The following is a 19,790-nucleotide window of genomic DNA, read 5'->3' as shown; positions in this document are numbered from 1 at the left end:
CGATGAACGCCACCTCGCTGCACAGCGGTTCCGGCGCGCCGCCGCATGCGCATTCGCGCGCCACGCGTGCGAAGGCCATCGCCGCGATCACGCTCGGCAACGGACTCGAGTTTTTCGATTTCACGGTGTATAGCTTCTTCGCCTCGACCATCGGCGCTCTGTATTTTCCGGTGCATGGCGCGTTGAATCAATTGATGCTGGCCGTCGGCAGCTTCGGCGTGGGTTTCATCGTGCGTCCGCTCGGCGGCGTCTTTATCGGTGCGTTCGCCGATCGCGCGGGCCGCAAAGCAGCGATGACGCTCACGCTCTGGCTGATGGCGCTCGGCTCGGCGCTCATCGCCTTTGCGCCCACCTATGCGCAAATCGGGCTGGCCGCGCCGGCGCTCATCTTGCTCGCACGTCTGATTCAGGGTTTCGCGGTGGGCGGCGAAGTGGGCGCGTCCACCTCGCTTCTGCTCGAATACGCCGACGACCGCACACGCGGTTTTTACGGCAGCTGGCAGTTCGTGAGCCAGGGGCTCAACGCCGTATGCGGCGCGCTGATCGGCGTCGCGCTCTCTGCGTCGCTCAGGCCATCCGCACTCGAAAGCTGGGGCTGGCGCGTGCCGTTCGTGCTCGGCATGCTGGTTGCGCCGGTGGGCGTCTATATTCGTCGCCATCTCGACGAAACACTCGTTCACGCGCAACCCGCAGAAAGCACCGCCGCTGAGGACATCGCGCGTCCGTTGCGCGAGATTTTCACGCGTCATCGCGTGGCGCTCGTCGCGGGCGTGGTCACGACGATAGGCGGCACGGCGGCCAACTATATCGTGCTTTTTTACATGTCGACCTACGCGATCCGGATTCTCGGCTTGCCGGTTTCGGTGGGCATGAGCGCCGCGCTGGTGGCCGCGCTCGTGACGGCGGTATGCTCGCCATTCGCGGGCTGGCTCTCCGACCGCGTGGGGCGCAAGTGGGTGTTCGGCGTCTCGCGCGTGCTGCTGATCGCCGCGATCTATCCGGCGTTCATGCTGATCCACGCGATGCCCACCGTTGGCATGGTGCTGTCCGTCGTGGCCGTGCTGGGCGCGCTCGTCGCGTTCACCGCGGTGCCGAATATCGTCATGCTGCCCGAATTGTTTCCGCAGTCGATTCGCGTGACGGGTATGTCGATCGTGTACTGCCTGGGCGTGTCGATATTCGGCGGCTTTGCGCAATTCTTCGCGACGTGGCTCATCAAACTGCTCGGTGATCCGCTTGCGCCCGCGTGGTATCTAATTGGCTGTGGTGCGGTTTCGTTGCTGGCTCTGCCGCTGATTCGCGAACCGGCGGGGCGGCCGCTCGATTGAAGCGGTGGCGGTATTGCCGTGCGCTATACGCTTTTGGCGCGCATCGCCCGTTTCTTTACGCGATTTTTGCGCGCGTCTTTCTAGAATCGAGCCATGTTCAACAATACGCGCGCCGCGCAGTCAGGCGGCGCACGACCAGACGACATGGCATCGCTCCTTCCGCATCATCTCGCTTCAATTTCGTCATTCAAACCGAAAGCTCGCCGCGTGCGTGTTGATGCCTCTTACGCCACGCAGCGCGTCACGCGCGTGCAGATGATCGTGCGTGTGGCCACGCCCGATGCGCAGCTCGCGCGCCGGTTGCTGCACGGCATGCTCGGCGATGCATTGGGCGTGCATACGATCGACATCGACCGGCGCAGCGAACTCGCCTGTCTGCATGTGGCGCTCGAACGCAGCCGCGTGCCGGACGCGATGGCTCTGCTGATTCGCACGCTGCCCGGCGCGGAATTCGGCGCAATCAAACGACTGGAACTCGATCATTGAAACACGTTGCAATGCATTGAAGCGTTCGCTGAATCGTTACTTGAATCGCACATGTTTGCAATCCCCGATTTCATTTCATTGCCGCCGATGCAATGCAGTTGGCGATTATTTCGCCATGCGTAGCAAATTAACGAGAATGGCAAACATAAACGTGCACGTACGTGAAACGCAGTAAGATTTGCTCCGAGCTTCAAGGCGGCGCACTACGTCCGGTATTGCCGGACTCGCCTCGGGTTCGTCGGTCCAGCGTAGATCGTCGACAACGGAGAGAACAGCATGTTATGCGGAATCCGGCTTGCCCGTTTGTGCCTGTCGTTGGGATTGCTGCTTGGAGTTGCTGCGTGCCATGAGAAGACGCCCGTTGCGTCGGCGCCGCCGCCTGCCAATGTCGATGTGATCGACGTCGCGTTGCGCGACGTGCCCGTGGTATTCGATTACGTGGCGCAGACGGAAAGCTCGCAGCAGGTTGAAATTCGCGCGCGCGTGAATGGCTTCCTGGAAAAGCGCGTGTATCAGGAAGGCTCGCTGGTTCATCAGGGCGATGTGATGTTCGTGATGGACCGCAAGCCGTTCGAGGCCGCGCTCGATGCCGCGCGCGCCGAATATGCGCAGCAGAAGGCGCGACTCGATACGGCGCAGGCCAACCTGAATCGCGTGCGTCCGCTGGTTGCCAAGAACGCCTTGAGCCAGAAAGACCTCGACGATTCAGTCGGCCAGCAACAAGCCGCAGCCGCCGCGCTCGAACAGGCGCGCGCCAATGTCACGAGTGCGAGCCTCAATCTCGGCTATACGACCATCACCGCGCCGGTGACCGGCTTGTCGAGTTTCGCCAAGAAGCAGGACGGCTCGTATATCGACGCCACCAATAGCCTGCTCACGTATGTCGCCAAACTCGATCCCATGTGGATCAACTTCTCGTTGTCCGAGAACGAGATGCTGGATCTGCGCACGCAGGTCAAGAGCGGCGCGCTCAAATTGCCGCAGATCGGCAAACTCGAAGCGGTCATCGTGCTCGCGGACGGCAGCGTGTATCCGTATCGCGGCCGCATTGCATTTACCGATGCGTCGCTGAGCACGGAAACCGGCACGTATCTGATTCGCGCCGAAGTGCCGAATCCGAATGGTGCGTTGCGTCCGGGGCAGTTCGTGCGAATCAAACTGCTTGGCGCGGATCGCGCGAGTGCGGTGGCGGTGCCGCAGGACGCGGTGATGCAGGGGCCACGCGGCGCGTATGTGTGGACTGTCGACAAGGATGGCAAGGCGCAGCAGCGCTCGGTGGAAACGGGCGAATGGAATGGCAACGACTGGGTCATTCGTTCGGGACTCCACGCGGGAGATCGCGTGGTGGTCGACAATACCTTGCGGTTGATGCCCGGCGCTGTCGTGAAAGCAAACGTGGTGGCGACGCCGCCGGCGAGCGTGAAGATTCCCGGTGCGGATACGGATAACACACAAGTTGGGAATGCTGATAAATTAACAAACCAGCCCGAGGCAAAAAACGGTGCAGGCGCTTCCGGTGCGAAAAGCGCGGCCACGTCGTCTTCGACCGGAGCCAATGCCGCTGCACTGACCCAGCTTTATTTCGAAGTCGGCAGCGCCAGTCTTGACGCACAATCGGCCAGCGCATTGGCCGCCGTCGCGCAGCGTCTCGTGAGCGCGCCCGACACGCACGTGGTCATCTCCGGTTACACCGATTCGAGCGGCTCGTATGCCGCGAACGAACGTCTGGCCGCCTCGCGTGCGGCGACCGTGCGGGCGGCGCTGATCGTGGCGGGCGTGCAGAACGCACGCATCGACATGCGTAAACCCGCGCGCATCGTCGCCACCGATCCTCCCGACAAGTCGCGCCGCGTGGATGTCACGCTCTCGCCCACCGCAGGGGGGTGAGCGATGAAGTTATCCCACTTCTTTATCGACCGGCCGATTTTCGCGTCGGTGCTCTCGATTATTCTCGTGGTGGCGGGCCTGGTGTCGATGTTCAATCTGCCGATTGCGCAGTTTCCCGACATCGCGCCGCCGACGATTACCGTGAGCGCCACGTATCCGGGCGCGAGCGCCGACATCGTCGCGCAGAATGTGGCTGCGCCGATCGAGCAGCAGGTGAATGGCGCCGACAACATGATGTATATGAGTTCGTCGAGCTCGTCGACGGGCAATATGACGCTCACGGTGTATTTCAATATCGGCACCGATCCGTCGCTCGCGCAGGTGGACGTGCAGAACCGCGTGAATCTCGCGCTGCCGACGCTGCCCGATGCGGTGACGGCGCAAGGCGTCTCGGTGCAAAAGCGCTCATCGGCGTTCATGATGGTGATTGCGATCTATTCGCCCGACAACGCCTATGACCAGGCGTATGTGGCGAATTACGCGAACGTGTATGTGCTCGACGCGCTCAAGCGTATTCCGGGCGCGAATCAGGCGTCGATTTTCGGTTCCGCCGACTACGCGATGCGCATCTGGCTCAAACCCGATCGCATGGCGAAACTGGGCATTACGGTGGCCGACGTGCAGAACGCCGTCAGTGCGCAGAATCAGCAATTTTCCGCAGGGCGATTAGGTCAGTCGCCCACCGACTCGCCCGTGCAGCAGACGTTTCCGGTAGCGACCAAAGGGCGTTTGACGGAGCCGGTCGATTTCGACAACATCATTCTGCGCGCGGGGTCGGGCGACGCCGCCATCGTGCGCATCAAGGATATCGGTCACGCGGAACTCGGCGCGAAGGATTATTCATTGCGCGGCCGTTATAACGGCAAAACGGCGACGCTGATCGCGGTTTATCAGCAACCGGGCGCGAATGCTCTGCAAGTGGCCAAACAGGTGCGCGCGACGCTGGAGCAATTAAAGAAGAATTTCCCGCCCGGCCTCAAATACGAGGTGGCGCTCGACACCACCGAATTCGTGCGCGAGTCGATCGGCGAAGTGGTACATACTTTGCGCGACGCCGTGATACTCGTGATTCTGGTGGTCTACATTTTCCTGCAGAGTTTTCGCGCGACGCTCGTGCCGATTCTCGCGGTGCCGGTGTCGATCATCGGCGCATTCATCGGCATGGAGGCGTTCGGCTTTTCGATCAATATGCTCACCTTGTTCGGTATGGTGCTGGCCATCGGCATCGTGGTGGACGACGCGATCGTCGTGATCGAAAACGTCGAGCGCAATATGAGCGAATTTAAATTGCCACCGAAAGAAGCGGCCAAACGCGCGATGGACGAAGTGAGCGGGCCGGTGGTGGCTATCGTGCTCGTGCTGCTTGCGGTGTTTATTCCGGTGGCGTTTCTATCTGGTATCACAGGCCAGCTTTATAAACAGTTCGCGGTGACGATTGCGGTGTCGGTGGTGTTGTCGGGCGTGGTCGCGCTGACGCTGTCGCCCGCACTGGCCGCCATTCTGCTCAAGCCGGGCGAGCATAAGAAGAACCGCTTTTTCCGCTGGTTCAACGAAAAATTCGACAAGATCACCAACGGCTATGGCAGTTGGGTGCAAACCGCGATTCGCCGCGTCATGCTGTCGATCGGATTGATCGTCGTGATGCTGATTGCCACGGGTGGTCTCTTCAAAACCATTCCTTCGTCGTTTTTGCCGGTCGAGGATCAGGGCTATCTGCTCGGCGCGGTCGTGTTGCCCGATGCGGCCAGTCTCGATCGCACCGGAGAGTTGTCGAAGAAGGCGGAAGACTGGTTCGCGAAGCAACCCGCCGTGAGTTCGGTCGCAGCGCCAATCGGCTATAGCCTGATCGACTCGCAATACAAGTCGAATGCGGGCACGTTGTTCATCACGCTAAAAGGGTTCAAGGAGCGCGGCGAAAACGGCACGGCGCAGGATCTGATTCGCGAGGCGACGAAAGTGTTTTCGGGCTTCAAGGAGGGCGCAGTGGTGCCGCTCAATCCGCCTTCGATTCCGGGCCTCGGCACCACGGGCGGATTCGAATTCTGGCTGCAAAGCACGGGCGATGGCAGTTATCAGCAACTCGAGGAAAAGGTGCGCCAGTTCATTGCCAAGGCGCGCCAGAATCCCGCGTTGCGCAGCGTGAATTCGACCATCAATACCAATTCGCGGCAATTGCTGGTGGAAGTCGACCGCGAGCGCGCGGAAACACTCGGCGTACCGATTCAGGACGTCTATTCGGCGTTGCAGACGATGTTCGGGTCGTCGTATGTGAGCCAGTTTCCAAAGGGTAGCCGCTTGTTTCAGGTGATCGTGCAGGCGGAGCCGCAATACCGCACGCGTCCGGAAGATATTCAGCAGCTTTACGTGCGCAATACCAGTGGGCAGATGGTGCCGATCAAGGCGCTGGCCACGGTCCGTTTCGTGCCGGGCGCGGATATCGTGAATCGCTTCAATAATTTCCCGGCGGCCAAGCTGACCGGCGATGCCGCGCCGGGCCACAGTTCCGGTGAAGCGATTGCGGCGATGGAAACAATCGCACGCGAAACGCTCGGCGACGGCTACAACTACGAATGGAGCGGCCAGGCCTACGAAGAAAAGCAGGCGGGTTCGACCGCGGCGCTGGTGTTTGCCTTCGCGTTGCTGATGGTGTTCCTGATTCTCGCCGCGCAATACGAAAAATGGTCGCTGCCGATTGGCGTGCTGCTCGCCGTGCCTTTTGCGTTGTTTGGCGCGCTGGTGGGCATTTTCATACGCGGTATGGAAAACGACGTGTATTTCCAGATCGGGTTGACGGTGCTGATCGCGCTGGCCGCGAAGAACGCGATTCTTATTTTCGAATTCGCGGTGGAAATGCGCGAGAAAGAAGGGCTGTCGCCCTACGACGCGGCGTTGCGCGCCGCGAAATTGCGGCTGCGTCCGATCATCATGACGTCGCTCGCGTTCATTCTCGGTTGCGTGCCGCTTGCGATTGCCAGCGGCGCGTCGGCGGCGAGTCGGCGCTCGCTCGGCACCGGCGTGATTTTCGGCATGCTCGGCGCGACGGCGATCGCACTGTTCTTCATCCCGATGTTCTTCTGGGGCCTCGAAACGCTGTCGTCGCGCAAGACGCCGAAGGCCGAGCCGGATCTGCCGCCGCCGTCGGCGCCGCCCGCGCAGGAGGGTTGAAGCCATGACGCCGATACTCCAGCGCGCGTTGTTACGCACCGCACCGATCGCACTCGCGGCCAGTTTTGCGGCCTGTCTTGCTGCCTGCGCCGTGGGGCCCGACTATCATCGGCCTGAGGTGGAATCGCCGTCGTCCTATCGTTTTGCTGCGCCCGGCGCGGAGGTGGTCGATCCCTCGCTCGACTGGTGGACGCAATTCAACGATCCGGTACTCGACGATCTGATTACGAAAGCGCTCGCGCAAAACAAGGATTTGCGCATTGCCGCCGCGCGTATCGAGGAATATTACGGCCGCTACGTCGTCACACGCGCGGGCCTGTTTCCGCAAATCGGCGCGAACTTCGGCGCGTCGCGCAGTCGTGGTGTGCCCGCGCCCGGTTATCCGCCCGCGGTGGGCAATCAGGTGCAGCTTGAAGGCGTGGCGTCGTGGGAGCTCGATCTGTTCGGGCGTCTGCGGCGTTTGACCGAAGCCGCGCGCGCCGATTATCTCGGCACGCAATCGGCGCAGCAGGCCACGCGGATTGCGCTGATTGCGAATGTGGCGTCGAGTTATCTGCAATTGCGCGATTACGACAATCAACTGACGATTGCGCAGGAAACGCTCAAAAGCCGCCAGGGCGCGCTCGATCTGTTTAACGAGCGTTTTTCGGGCGGCGTGGTGTCGAAATTGCAATTGAGTCAGGCGCGTTCGGAATATGAATCCGCGCAAGCGTCGGTGTATTCAATCGAGCAGCAGATCGCGCAACAGGAAACGGCGATTTCGCTTTTGCTCGGTCAGAATCCGGGGCCGATTCCGCGCGGCAAATCGATTACCGAATTGACCGCGCCCGCCATTCCGGCGGGCCTGCCTTCGTCGCTGATCGAACGCCGCCCCGATATTCTCCAGGCCGAGCAGGCGCTCGTTTCGGCCAACGCATCGATCGGCGCGGCGCGCGCGCTGTATTTTCCGCAGATATCGCTCACGGGTTTATTCGGCGCGGCGAGCACGGCGCTCTCGGGCTTATGGACGGGACCGGCGCGCGTCTGGTCGTTCGCGGGCTCGGTGACGCAGCCGATTTTCGAGGGCGGCGCGATTGCGGGCTCGGTGCATCAGGCGGAAGCGGTGCAACAGGAAGCGCTGCTGAGTTACGAGCAGACGATCCAGCAGGCATTCGCCGACGTCGAGAATGCGCTCGTCGGCGTGGCGCGCACGCGCGATCAGCTCGAAGCCACGACGCGTCAGGTGGAAGCGCTCACGCAATATGCATCGCTGTCGCGCGATCTTTACGAGGGCGGTTATACGAGTTATCTGGAAGTGCTCGATGCGGAACGCAGTTTATTCAGCGCGCAATTACAGCAATCGTCGTTACAGGATCAGCAGCTCGCGCAGATCGTGAGCCTGTATAAAGCGCTCGGTTATGGCTGGACGCCGCCGGCGGCGGAGAAGGGTGTGATCGGCATGACGAAAGCCGCTCCGCAGTCGTGAATGGCGGAGCGGTCGCTGAAAAAATGAGTTTGAATGCGCGCTGCATTCAAGGCGATTCCGCTAGCAGATAGCGCAGCGACTGAGGTTCGGCGCGCGTCGCTTTCGCGACGTGCAGCGATTTGCGGTCGGTCTTCGGCGCGATTTTCTGCACCGGTTTGCCGCTATTCATGCCGGTCATCGGCGCGTCGTGCTGCGCAAATGCCGACGTGCTCGCCGCCGATGCGCACGCGCACAGAACAGCGGCCACGAAGGTGCCGGCAACTCGAGAGGGGATCATCGGAACGCTCCCGCAGCGGCGCGAAGCCGCGAATGCGCGAGCGGGGGCTCGCGCTGCGTTCCAGAGTATGGTCCGGCGTCGCGCGCGCCGCCTCCATCGTCTGATGGAGAAACGTGCGAGGCGCGCGCGGGTGCGCCTGGCGCGAATTAATCGGCGGCGCGGCGGTCGGAGAGCGCGAGCTCGCAGTCCTTGAGCACCTGCAGAACCAGCTTCGCCTGGTAATTGAGGTCGTCGGTGTCGAGGATTTCCTCGACGGCGTCGCGCGCCCAGGTCGCGTCGACGAACCATGCGTGCTGCTTGGCGATTTCCTGCGCGATCGCGGTGAGCCGCGCGATGGCGAGCCAGTCGGCTTCGCGCGCGTGGCGGTCGAGCCACTTGTGCGCCGCCTGCACGTGAAAAGCCGCGTTTGGCCAGGATTCGTTGAGGTAGTAGACCCCGAGGCTCCCGCACGTGAGCCAGCAGAGCAATTCCACGCGGTCGCGCGGGCTTAGATGGTGGCGTACATCACTCATGGCGACGCTCGCGAAGGTGACGAAGTTCGATTGACGGGCACATGCACGTTACGACTCCAGTGCCAAAACAATATCACGTAAACGCGCTGGAGCAACACACGTGCCGCTTTACGCGGGCTACAGGCGTAGCGTCGCCTGGAGGCGCTCGTATGCAAACCAGGAGTGACACCAGGGCTGTGTGCGCCAGCGCGCCAATCCGGCGGGGGATGAATCGGCCGCGAACATGCGTGGCGCATTCGTGCCGGACGGTCGGATCGCGCCAGACTCGAGCAAGTGCGACCGCGCGATGAAGTTGCGATTCGAGCCCTTAAATCGCGGCGTAAAACGACGGCGCGTTATACGGTCCTGCCGCTTGCGCGTGCGAGCCAGGCGGCGGCGTCGGATGCGCCCATGCCGTTCGCGACGTCGAAGGCGGTATTGCCCGCGCCGTCCTGCGCGGAAGGATTGGCGCCGCGCGCGATCAGCATTTCGACGATGTCCACGCGGTTGAACATGGCCGCGATCATCAGCGCGGTGCGGCCGTCGGGCGATGCGCCTTCCACGTCGGCGCCGTTGTCGAGCAGCGCGGAGATCACCTCGGTATAGCCCTTGAAGGCGGCGCCCGCGAGCGGCGTCTGGCCGTTGTCGTTGCGCAGGTCGGGATCGGCGCCGCGTTGCACCAGCGCGCGCACGGCGTTGGCGTGGCCGTGGTAGCTCGCGAGCATCACGAGGCTGTCGCCTTTATCGTTGCGCAGATTGGGCGGCAGGCCCTGATCGATCAGCGAGGCGAGCGTGGCGGCTTCGCCGCGGCGCGCGGTGTCGAAGACTTCACGCGCGAAATCGAGCAGGCGCGGATCGAGATCGTCGGCGGAGGGATTGGCGGTCACGGCGGGCTCCTTCGGTTCGGTCGGTGGCGAAGCCCGCGCGCTGCCGGGCGAGCCTCATTGTCGCCGATTCGCGCGCGGGGTGCGCGAACTACGAAAGTGCACCATGCCGCACGAAAAAACGGCGCCGCGCCGGGCCGCGCGAGAAACACACGCGGCAGGCGCGGCGCCGTTGCGCCGCCGAAGCGGGAAATGCTGCGTCGCTGGTGAATGCGCGACGATCGACTATCAGGCGATCACGGCACCAATCAGGGCACCAATCACGGCACCAGCCAGAGCGCGACCGCGTAGATCACGAGCGAGACCGCGAACGTCACGGCGGTGTAGCCCATCACGCGCTGGATGCGGATGCCCGCGATGGCCACGATCGGCACGGCCCAGAACGGCTGGAGCATGTTCGAGACGTTTTCGGCCATCGCCACGCCCATCGCGGTGCGCGGCACCGACGCGTGCAGGCTCAGCGCGGCGGGCAGCACGAACGGTCCTTGCACGGCCCAGTGACCGCCCGCGCTCGGCACCAGCAGCGTGATGATGAGCGAGCTCAGGTAGCTCCAGATCGGCAGCGAAACCGGCGTGGCGATCGTCACGAACGCCTTGGCGATCATCGACGCGAGACCGGTGCCCTTCATGATGCCCATGATGCCGCCGTAGACCGGGTATTGCAGCAGCATCGAGCCGGTCTGGCGCGCGGCGCGGCGGATCGCGTTCGCGTAGGCGATCGGCGTGCGCTGCAGCGCGAGGCCGATCAGCAGGAAGATCAGGATGGTCGTGTTGATGTCGAGATCGAAGCCTTTTTCGCTCCACTCCATCGCCAGAAAGCCCACGCCCAGCGCGAGCATCAGCAGCGTGCCGAGCATCGACTGTTCGAGGCGCGTGGCGAACGACGGCGTGTCGCTGATGCGCGCGTGCGGGTCGTCGCTCGGGGCGCTGTCTTCGTCCTGCGCGGCCTGATTGAACGCCACCACGTCTTCCGCTTTCGGGTGCATGCGGATGAAGATCGCGGTCATCACGACGACCACCAGCACGGTCGGCACGAACACGAACGGCGCGAACACGGTCTCGGCGAGGGGGATGACGTGGCCCGTGGCCTTTTCGACCAGATTGAGCGCGTTGCCGTGCGAAGCCTGCGAGAGCGCGATGGAACTCGACAGACCGCTATTGCAGATCGACCACGCCGAATAGCTGCCGGCCACGAGCCACGCGAAATCGACCTTCACGCGCCGCGCGATTTCGCGCGAGAGCAGCGCGCCGACGATGAGGCCGAGGCCCCAGTTCAGCCACGCGGCGACGGCGACCACCGGAAACACCAGCAGCGCGGCGCGCGCGGGCGTCTGTGCTTTCGCCGCGAGCGCGCGCAGGCCGCGCTGGACGATCGGCGCTTCGGCGATGGCATAGCCGGTCGCGAGAATCAGGATCATCTGCAGCGCGAAGCCGAGGATGCCGAAGGTGCCCGTGTACCAGGCGTCGAGCAGCGTCGGGAGATGGCCTTGCGGCGCAATCGCGAGCGCGAGCACGGCGACGAACGCCGTGAGGCAGATCGAGAGAACGAAGGGGTCGGGCATGACCCGCTCGAACACATAGACGAGGGCGGCGACGACGCCGCGGCCTTTGGCGGATTGCGGTTGAGCGATGGGAGGGTTGTCTCTTTTCATGCTGTTATGAGTCGCGCAGTGTGTGGCTGCAAGCTGATGTGCGCCACGCGCGGCGTGTCACGAGGTGTCACGGCGACGTGCGGCGGCCTGCTCGTTGTTGTTATCGTGCGTTCGCAATGCGAACTACGTTTCGTTTATCGAACCGGCCAATAGTCGCTTTATGCCCGCTGAATGTCAAGCCGCAATCACGTCAGTTCGCGGCTTTTTCAAGGCAGATCGCGGCTGATTGAATGGTTAATGAAAGATATTGAAAGCGAAAAGGAAAGTGCGGGGCGTCGCTCCGAGCGTGACTCGGGACGTGCGGGCGTGCAGCCGGCACAGCGTGCGTGCGGCAGACGAAAAAGCAGGAGAGCGGAGAAAGCGGAGGAGACAGCGCGCGCGGCAGGACGCCGCGCGCGAGAAGAACATCAGGCTTGCTGCAGGAATTCGTCGACGAGCGGGGCGAGCACGCGCGCATGCGCGTTGGCCAGATCGTGGCCGCCGCCGTTCACGAGATCGAGCTCGGAATTCGGCAGCAATTCGAGCAGCTTTTCGCCCACGGAGAGCGGGCTGATGGGATCTTCGTCGCCCCACAGCAGCATGACCGGCTGCTGGATATACGGCAGTTCGCCCGTGAGATCTTCGCGCAGCGTCAGGAACCAGTCCGGCAGATGCGGGTTCTCCTTGCCGAAGCTCTCGCGCCAGTCGCTCGCGCCCAGCGCCTGCATGTCGAGGCCGCCCGAGGTGACGGCCAGCACCAGATGCGTGACGAGCGCGGGCTTTGCGAGCGCCGCGCGCAAGGCCAGCACGCCGCCCATCGACTGGGCGATCAGCGCGGTCGGACGGTCGATGCGTTGCACGAGGCGGCGCACGAGGTCCTCGAAATTTTCGACGTCGGGATCGGCAGGTTCGGCGCCGAAGCCCGGATAGGCGAGGAACTGATGCTCGGCCTCGTAGGTGAGCGCGTTCGCCATCGGTTGCCAGAACGCGGGGTCGCCCGAGGCGCCCGGCAGGAAAATGAGTTGGGTCGGTGCGTTCAAGGTCGTTTCGCTCGGAGCGCGCGTGAAAGTGGCGTGAAGTGGAGCAGCGTCGCGAACGCGCGCCGCAAGCGGGCCGGACGCGGCCTCGACCGGCCGGGTCTGGGTGCAGTCTGGGTGCAGAAGCCGCCGATCTTAGCACGCAAGCGCGCGGTCCTCGCGCGTGGCGTCAGTGAGACCGGCCGCGCCGCCGACGCCGCGCGCGCGGCGGCCCGGAGCGCGAACGGTACAATGTGGCCGGTTCATTTTCCGCTCGACACCATGCAAAAAAAGCCGGCTCACGGTGCGCCACTGCCCGCCTACGAACAGATCAAGCGTCACGTCCTCGCGCAGATCGAAAGCGGTGCGCTCAAGCCGGGCGACGTCGTGCCTTCCGAAACCGAGATGGTCAAGGAATTCGGCGTCGCGCGCATGACGGTGTCGCGCGCGCTGCGCGAGCTGATGGCCGACGGCGTGCTCAACCGCGTGCGCGGCTCGGGCACTTACGTCGCGCCGCGTCAATACGAGTCGACGGCGCTGCAGATCCGCAATATCGCCGACGAAATCGCCGCGCGCGGCCATCGCCATAGCGCGAACGTGCTCGCGCTCGAAGCCAGCGACGACGAGAACGCCATCGCCGCGCTCGAACTCGAACGCGGGCCGGTGTTCCATTCGCGCATCGTGCACAGCGAAGAGGGCGAGCCGATCCAGTACGAGGATCGCTACGTAAATCCTGAAGTGTTTCCCGATTATCTCCAGCAGGATTTCACGGTCGAAACGCCCAATCACTATATGGTGCGGCTCGCGCCGATCCAGCGCGCGGAATTCCGCATCTACGCGCAGAAGCCCGATGCGCGCGTGCGCCAGTATCTGGCGATGGAGATCGGCGAGCCGTGTCTGCTGCTGCTGCGCCGCACGTGGGTCGGCCAGCATGTGGCCACGTCGGTGCGGCTCTGGCATCCGGCTTCGCGCTTTCATCTGGCCGGCACGGTCTGACGCTTTCTTCCCGTTCTTCTCGCGTTTCCGCTTTCTCCGCTTTCTTTGCTTTCTCCGCTGCGCGCCGTTCCGGGCGCGCACGTCGCATCATCTTGTCTAGTCAATGAGCGCCCGATTGGCGCGCTCGATTCCCTGCTAACACGCTAAAAAATCCCGGAAAATCGCCAGGGTAATTCCCTACGCTCGTTTTATTGAAACGAGTTGTATATACAACTTGGCAGGGTTAGACTTGCTCTCACGTTGCCGCCACGCCTTCACAGGGAACCCTGCAACAGAAAGGCCGCGCGGCTTGCGCCAGAACTTTTCTTTCGAGACTTCCGAGACGAACGAACGCCATGAACCATCCGAACTTCACCGATCCCCGCCTCGATCCTTCCCGCACGATCCGCGCGCCGCGCGGCAGCGAGAAAGTCTGCAAGACCTGGCTGGCGGAAGCCGCCTATCGCATGATCCAGAATAATCTGGACCCGGAAGTGGCCGAGCATCCGCACGCGCTGGTCGTGTACGGTGGGATCGGTCGCGCCGCGCGCAACTGGGAATGTTTCGATCAGATCCTCGCGTCGCTGAAGGACCTCGGTGAAGACGAAACGCTGCTGATCCAGTCGGGCAAGCCGGTGGGCGTGTTCCGCACGCATGCCGACGCGCCGCGCGTGCTGCTCGCGAATTCGAATCTCGTGCCGCACTGGGCCACGTGGGAGCATTTCCACGAACTCGACCGCAAGGGCCTCATGATGTACGGCCAGATGACGGCGGGCAGCTGGATCTACATCGGCTCGCAGGGCATCGTGCAGGGCACCTACGAAACGTTCTATTCCGTGGCGAACCAGCATTTCAACGGCAATCCGAAGGGCCGCTGGATTCTCACGGGCGGTCTCGGCGGCATGGGCGGCGCGCAGCCGCTCGCGGCCACGATGGCGGGCTTTTCGATGATCGCGGTCGAATGCGACGAGACGCGCATCGACTTCCGTCTGAAGACGCGCTATGTCGACCGCAAGGCGAAGACGCTCGACGAGGCGCTCGCCATCGTCGAAGAAGCGAAGCAGACGGGCAAGCCGGTCTCGGTGGGTCTGCTCGGCAATGCGGCGGACGTGTTCGCCGAATGCGTGGCGCGCGGCATCACGCCCGACTGCGTGACCGACCAGACCAGCGCGCACGATCCGATCAACGGCTATCTGCCGCAAGGCTGGAGCGTCGAGCAATGGCGCGAGGCGCAGAAGGTCGCGCCGGAGAGCATCATCAAGGTCGCGAAGCAGTCGATGGCGCATCAGGTGCAGGCGATGCTCACGCTGCAGGAGCGCGGGGCGGCCACGCTCGATTACGGCAACAACATTCGCCAGATGGCGCTGGAAATGGGCGTCGAAAACGCCTTCGATTTCCCGGGCTTCGTGCCCGCGTATATCCGTCCGCTGTTCTGCGAAGGCAAGGGGCCGTTCCGCTGGGTCGCGCTTTCGGGCGATCCCGAGGACATCTACAAGACCGACGCGAAGGTCAAGGAACTGATTCCCGACGATCCGCATCTGCACAACTGGCTCGACATGGCGCGCGAACGCATCGCGTTCCAGGGCCTGCCCGCGCGCATTTGCTGGGTCGGCGTGAAGGATCGTTATCGTCTGGGTCAGGCGTTCAACGAGATGGTCAAGAACGGCGAGCTGAAGGCGCCGATCGTGATCGGCCGCGATCATCTGGACACGGGTTCGGTCGCGAGCCCGAATCGCGAAACCGAATCGATGAAGGACGGTTCGGACGCCGTGAGCGACTGGCCGCTGCTCAACGCGCTGCTGAACACGGCGGGCGGTGCGTCGTGGGTGTCGCTGCATCACGGCGGCGGCGTGGGCATGGGCTTCTCGCAGCACGCGGGCGTGGTGATCGTCGCGGACGGCACGCAGGCGGCGCACGAGCGTCTGGGCCGCGTGCTGCACAACGACCCGGCCACGGGCGTGATGCGCCACGCCGACGCCGGCTACGAACTCGCGCAGCAGACCGCGCGCGAAGCCGGTCTCAAGCTGCCGATGCTGGGCCGATGAGCGAGGCTCGCACGACGCACGCGCCGCGGCTGACGCTGCTGCGCGGCGCGGATCGGGTGGCGTCGCCGTGGAAGAACGGCGGCGGCGTCACGCGCGAGATCGCGGCGGAATCCGCGCCTGTGTCGGCCGATGCGGTTGCGCACGACGTCGCGTTCGCGTGGCGTGTGAGCGTGGCCGATGTCGCGCAGGCCGGGCCGTTTTCGCGCTTTGCGGGCGTGGATCGCACGCTCGTGCTGCTCGAAGGCGCGGGCATGTTGCTCGATGAGCGCGATGCCGACGGCGCGAATGTGTTGTCGACGCATGCGCTGACGCACGCGCTCGATATCGCGCGCTTCGACGGCGCAGCGTCGATCGACGCGCGTCTTGTCGATGGCGCCACGCGCGACTTCAATCTGATGGTGCGACGCGACGTGGCGCACGGTTCGCTCGAGGTCTGGCGCGAGGCGGGTTCGCATCGTATTCCCGCGCAAACGGATACCGTGCTGCTGTACGGCGCGCAAGGCGTCACGCGCGCGCGCGTCGGCGAGGGTGATAACGAAGGCGAATGGATCGCGCTCGAAACCGGCGACACGCTGCGTATCGACTGCGCCCAGCACGTCACCATCGAAACGCAAGGCGAGGGCGTGCTGCTCGCCATTACGCTGAACGTGCAACGACATCCGAAGAAAGCGCCATGAATCAAACCGTCTGGCACCACCTCAAACTCTGCGCGCAGGGCGACCCGCGGGACACGCTCGACGACGCGGCCATCGCCGTCGACAACGGCACGATTGCGTGGCTCGGCGCGGCGGACGATCTGCCCGCTGCGTTCGCGCAATGGCCGCGCGAAGACCTCGGCGGCGCGTGGGTGACGCCGGGTCTCGTCGACTGCCATACGCATCTGGTCTACGGCGGCCAGCGCGCCGATGAATTCGCGCAACGTCTCGCAGGCGTGAGCTACGAGGAAATCGCGCGCCAGGGCGGTGGCATCGTCTCGACCGTGCGCGCCACGCGCGCCGCGAGCGAAGCCGAACTCTTCGCGCAATCGGCCGCGCGTCTCGAACCGCTGCTCGCGGAAGGCGTGACGGCCGTCGAAATCAAATCGGGCTACGGTCTCGAACTCGATGCGGAGCGCAAGATGCTGCGCGTCGCGCGGCAACTGGGCGAGCGTTATCCGGTCACGGTGCGCACGACGTTTCTCGGCGCACATGCCTTGCCGCCCGAATACGCCGGACGCGCCGACGCCTATATCGACGAAGTGTGCGAGCGCATGCTGCCCGCGCTCGCGGACGAAGGTCTCGTCGATGCCGTCGATGTGTTCTGCGAGCGCATCGGTTTTTCGATCGCGCAAAGCGAGCGCGTGTTCGAAGCGGCGGCGCGTCGTAATTTGCCCGTGAAAATGCATGCGGAGCAATTGTCGAATAGCGGCGGCGCGGCGCTGGCGGCGCGTTATGGCGCGTTGTCGTCGGATCATCTGGAGTTTCTCGACGAAGCGGGCGTGGCCGCGATGAAGGAGGCGGGCAGCGTGGCCGTGCTGCTGCCGGGCGCGTATTATTTCATTCGCGAGACGCAGTTGCCGCCGCTCGATCTGCTGCGCCGCTACGAGGTGCCGATTGCGATTTCCACCGACAGCAATCCCGGCACCTCGCCCGCGACTTCGCTGTTGCTGATGATGAATATGGCGACCACGCTGTTCCGCATGACCGTGCCTGAAGTGCTGCAAGGCGTGACGCGGCACGCGGCCCAGGCGTTCGGCGATACCGCGCGCCACGGCACGCTCGGCGTGGGACGTCCCGCCGATTTCGCGGTCTGGCAGGTGCAGTCGCTCGCCGAACTCGCCTACTGGATCGGCCGTCCGCTGTGCGCGCGCGTCGTGCGCGGCGGCCAAACCGTTTTCGAACGCGATCAACGCGCATGAATACCTTGAATTCCGATTTCCCTCAGCGCGCGCTGTTCGCCGCGCATGCGTGGCTGCCGGATGGCTGGCGCCGCAACGTGTTGCTCGAATGGGACGCGCACGGCACGCTGCTGCGCGTGCAGCCCGATCTCGCCTCCGCGCCCGCGGGTGTGGTAACGGCATCGGGCCCGGTAATACCTGGGATGCCTAATCTTCATTCGCATGCGTTTCAACGCGCGATGGCGGGCCTCACCGAGTATCGCGCGAATCCCACCGACAGTTTCTGGAGCTGGCGCGATCTGATGTATCGCTTCGCCGCTCGCATCACGCCCGACGATCTTGGCGCGATCGCGCGCTGGCTCTATGTGGAAATGCTCAAGGCGGGTTATACGTCCGTCTGCGAATTCCATTACGTGCATCACGCGCAGGACGGTCAGCGTTATGCGAGTCCCGCCGAACTCGCGCAGCGCGTGGTGGGCGCGGCGCGCGAGACGGGCATCGGCATGACGATGCTGCCGGTGCTTTACCAGTACAGCGGCTTTGGCGCGCGTGCGCCGCGCGACGATCAGCGGCGCTTCATCAACACGCCCGCGCAACTGATTGAGATTATCGAGGCGCTGTGCGAAACGTATCCCGAGCAGGGCGCGTTGCGTTATGGCGTCGCGCCGCATTCGTTACGCGCGGTCTCGCAGGATTCGTTGCGCGACATGCTCAACGGTCTCGACGCGATGTTGCCCGGCGCGCCCGTACATATTCACATCGCTGAACAAACCGCCGAAGTCGAGGCGTGCATCGAAACCGAAGGCGCGCGTCCGGTGCAATGGCTGCTCGATCGTTTCGACGTGAATGCGCGCTGGTGCCTCGTGCACGCGACGCACGTCGACGCGCAGGAGACGCTCGCGCTCGCGCGCAGCGGCGCGGTGGCGGGCTTGTGTCTGACCACCGAAGCGAATCTCGGCGACGGCATTTTCCCGGCGCACGATTATCTCGACGCGCAAGGCGCATTTGGCGTCGGCTCGGACAGCCACATCGGCGTGGATTGGCGCGCGGAATTGCGCCTGCTCGAATATGGCCAGCGTCTCGTGCGCCGCGAGCGCAACGTGCTCGCTTCGCCGCAAACGGCTTATGTGGCCGACCGGCTGTATGCCGGTGCGCTGGCGGGCGGCGCGCGGGCGACGGGGCGTCGCGTGGGCGCGCTCGAAGCGGGCGCGCGTGCCGACTGGATCGTGCTCGATCCGCAGCATCCGAATCTGGCCGGGCAGACGCCGCGCACGTGGCTCTCGTCGGTGGTGTTCTGCGAACACGGCGAGACGCCGGTGCTCGATGTCTATACGGGCGGCGAGCAAGTGATCGCGCAGCGCCGCCATCGCGACGAAACGCGTCTTTACGCCGACTATCGCCAGACGCTCGCGCGTCTGCTCGCCGATGCGTAAGCACACAGCCATTCAACGGACCGGATCATGACCGAACTCTTTACGCTCGAACGCGGCACGGCGCCGTTGCTCATTTCGATTCCGCATCTGGGCACCACGATTCCCGCCGATTTGCGCGATCGCTACAGCGACATTGCGCTGAGCGTCGCCGATACGGATTGGCATCTCGATCGTCTTTATGCCTTTGCGAAAGAACTCGGCGCGACGATTCTGGGCGCGCGTATTTCGCGTTATGTGATCGATCTGAATCGTCCGCCGAACGACGAAAGCCTTTATCCGGGGCAAACGACCACGTCACTGTGTCCCACGGAAACGTTTCGCGGCGAGCCGCTTTATCGCGAAGGCCAGGCGCCGGATGCAGCGGAACGTCAGCGCCGCGTGCAGATATATTGGCAGCCGTATCACGACACGTTGCGCGCCGAGTTGCAGCGCTTGCGCGCCGACCATGCGAACGTGCTGCTCTGGGAAGCGCATTCGATTGCGAGCGTGCTGCCGCGACTGTTCGAGAATAAATTGCCGGATTTGAATATCGGCACGCAGGACGGGCGCACGACGCATGCATCGGTGCAGGCGGCCGTCGAGCGAGGCGCGGGCGCAAGCTTTACGTCGATTGCAAATGGCCGTTTCAAGGGCGGTTATATCACGCGCCATTTCGGCGCGCCGCAAGACGGCGTGCATGCCGTGCAGCTCGAAATGTGCCAGTCGACCTATATGAACGAAGACGCGCCGTTCGACTATCGGCCCGATCTCGCGCAAAAAGTGCAGCCGGTTCTGCGCGCGATGGTGGGCGGCGCGCTCGACGCGGTACAGGCGCTGAATCGTTGATTGACG

General features: G+C 63.8%; 16 protein-coding genes. 11 read left to right on the top strand and 5 right to left on the bottom strand.

What is annotated here, in order from left to right:
• Positions 1 to 2: 2 nt before the first annotated feature.
• The 5 genes from G3N97_RS02385 to G3N97_RS02365 all read left to right on the top strand — a co-directional run bounded on the left by G3N97_RS02385 (position 3) and on the right by G3N97_RS02365 (position 8,331).
• Positions 3 to 1,328 carry an MFS transporter gene (locus G3N97_RS02385; protein WP_205991736.1) on the top strand — a complete coding sequence of 442 codons (1,326 nt, stop codon included), beginning with the start codon at positions 3 to 5 and terminating at the stop codon, positions 1,326 to 1,328.
• Positions 1,329 to 1,535: 207 nt separating this feature from the next.
• A complete protein-coding gene (locus tag G3N97_RS02380) occupies positions 1,536 to 1,814 on the top strand; it encodes a hypothetical protein (protein ID WP_205991735.1) in 279 nt (92 codons plus the stop codon).
• A 276-nt stretch (positions 1,815 to 2,090) separates the two neighbouring features.
• Positions 2,091 to 3,701: an efflux RND transporter periplasmic adaptor subunit gene (locus tag G3N97_RS02375; protein ID WP_205991734.1), complete on the top strand. Its 1,611-nt coding sequence runs from the start codon at positions 2,091 to 2,093 to the stop codon at positions 3,699 to 3,701.
• A 3-nt stretch (positions 3,702 to 3,704) separates the two neighbouring features.
• The gene (locus G3N97_RS02370; protein WP_205991733.1) at positions 3,705 to 6,866 is read left to right on the top strand and encodes a multidrug efflux RND transporter permease subunit; all 3,162 of its coding nucleotides are present in this window, start codon (positions 3,705 to 3,707) and stop codon (positions 6,864 to 6,866) included.
• 4 nt (positions 6,867 to 6,870) lie between these two features.
• Entirely contained in the window at positions 6,871 to 8,331 is a 1,461-nt protein-coding gene (locus G3N97_RS02365) for an efflux transporter outer membrane subunit (protein ID WP_205991732.1), read from the top strand.
• Between the two features lie 46 nt (positions 8,332 to 8,377).
• Here G3N97_RS02365 and G3N97_RS02360 read toward each other — a convergent pair whose 3' ends face one another.
• From G3N97_RS02360 to G3N97_RS02340, 5 genes are all read right to left on the bottom strand, one after another.
• Entirely contained in the window at positions 8,378 to 8,608 is a 231-nt protein-coding gene (locus G3N97_RS02360; protein WP_205991731.1) for a hypothetical protein, read from the bottom strand.
• Positions 8,609 to 8,754: 146 nt separating this feature from the next.
• Positions 8,755 to 9,120 (bottom strand): hypothetical protein, encoded by a 366-nt coding sequence (locus tag G3N97_RS02355; RefSeq protein ID WP_205991730.1) that lies wholly within the window; start codon positions 9,118 to 9,120, stop codon positions 8,755 to 8,757.
• Positions 9,121 to 9,455: 335 nt separating this feature from the next.
• The gene (locus G3N97_RS02350) at positions 9,456 to 9,986 is read right to left on the bottom strand and encodes an ankyrin repeat domain-containing protein (RefSeq protein ID WP_205991729.1); all 531 of its coding nucleotides are present in this window, start codon (positions 9,984 to 9,986) and stop codon (positions 9,456 to 9,458) included.
• Between the two features lie 257 nt (positions 9,987 to 10,243).
• The gene (locus G3N97_RS02345) at positions 10,244 to 11,635 is read right to left on the bottom strand and encodes a TIGR00366 family protein (RefSeq protein ID WP_205991728.1); all 1,392 of its coding nucleotides are present in this window, start codon (positions 11,633 to 11,635) and stop codon (positions 10,244 to 10,246) included.
• Positions 11,636 to 12,042: 407 nt separating this feature from the next.
• Positions 12,043 to 12,654, bottom strand: coding sequence for an alpha/beta hydrolase (locus G3N97_RS02340; protein ID WP_065065908.1), 612 nt, complete (start codon positions 12,652 to 12,654; stop codon positions 12,043 to 12,045).
• 228 nt (positions 12,655 to 12,882) lie between these two features.
• Between G3N97_RS02340 and hutC the strand changes: the two genes are divergently transcribed.
• The 6 genes from hutC (at position 12,883) to hutG (ending at position 19,784) form a co-directional block, all read left to right on the top strand.
• On the top strand, positions 12,883 to 13,626 hold the full coding sequence (hutC, locus tag G3N97_RS02335; RefSeq protein WP_110328605.1) for a histidine utilization repressor: 744 nt from the start codon (positions 12,883 to 12,885) through the stop codon (positions 13,624 to 13,626).
• A gap of 335 nt (positions 13,627 to 13,961) precedes the next feature.
• Positions 13,962 to 15,650, top strand: a complete 1,689-nt coding sequence (gene hutU / locus G3N97_RS02330) for a urocanate hydratase (RefSeq protein ID WP_205991727.1) — start codon at positions 13,962 to 13,964, stop codon at positions 15,648 to 15,650.
• Entirely contained in the window at positions 15,647 to 16,327 is a 681-nt protein-coding gene (locus tag G3N97_RS02325) for a HutD family protein (RefSeq protein ID WP_205991726.1), read from the top strand. The genes hutU and G3N97_RS02325 overlap by 4 nt, the downstream gene beginning before the upstream one ends.
• Positions 16,324 to 17,547, top strand: a complete 1,224-nt coding sequence (gene hutI, locus G3N97_RS02320) for an imidazolonepropionase (protein ID WP_205991725.1) — start codon at positions 16,324 to 16,326, stop codon at positions 17,545 to 17,547. Before G3N97_RS02325 ends, hutI begins: the two co-directional genes overlap by 4 nt.
• Positions 17,544 to 18,959, top strand: coding sequence for a formimidoylglutamate deiminase (locus tag G3N97_RS02315; RefSeq protein WP_205991724.1), 1,416 nt, complete (start codon positions 17,544 to 17,546; stop codon positions 18,957 to 18,959). Before hutI ends, G3N97_RS02315 begins: the two co-directional genes overlap by 4 nt.
• A 27-nt stretch (positions 18,960 to 18,986) precedes the next feature.
• Positions 18,987 to 19,784: an N-formylglutamate deformylase gene (hutG, locus tag G3N97_RS02310; protein WP_205991723.1), complete on the top strand. Its 798-nt coding sequence runs from the start codon at positions 18,987 to 18,989 to the stop codon at positions 19,782 to 19,784.
• The last annotated feature ends 6 nt before the right edge of the window (positions 19,785 to 19,790 follow it).

Source organism: Paraburkholderia sp. Ac-20347 (assembly GCF_017104805.1).
In the GTDB taxonomy this organism is placed as follows: domain Bacteria; phylum Pseudomonadota; class Gammaproteobacteria; order Burkholderiales; family Burkholderiaceae; genus Paraburkholderia; species Paraburkholderia tropica.
The sequence above is the reverse complement of the archived record's forward strand: the minus strand, read 5'-3'. Positions and strand labels throughout refer to the sequence as shown.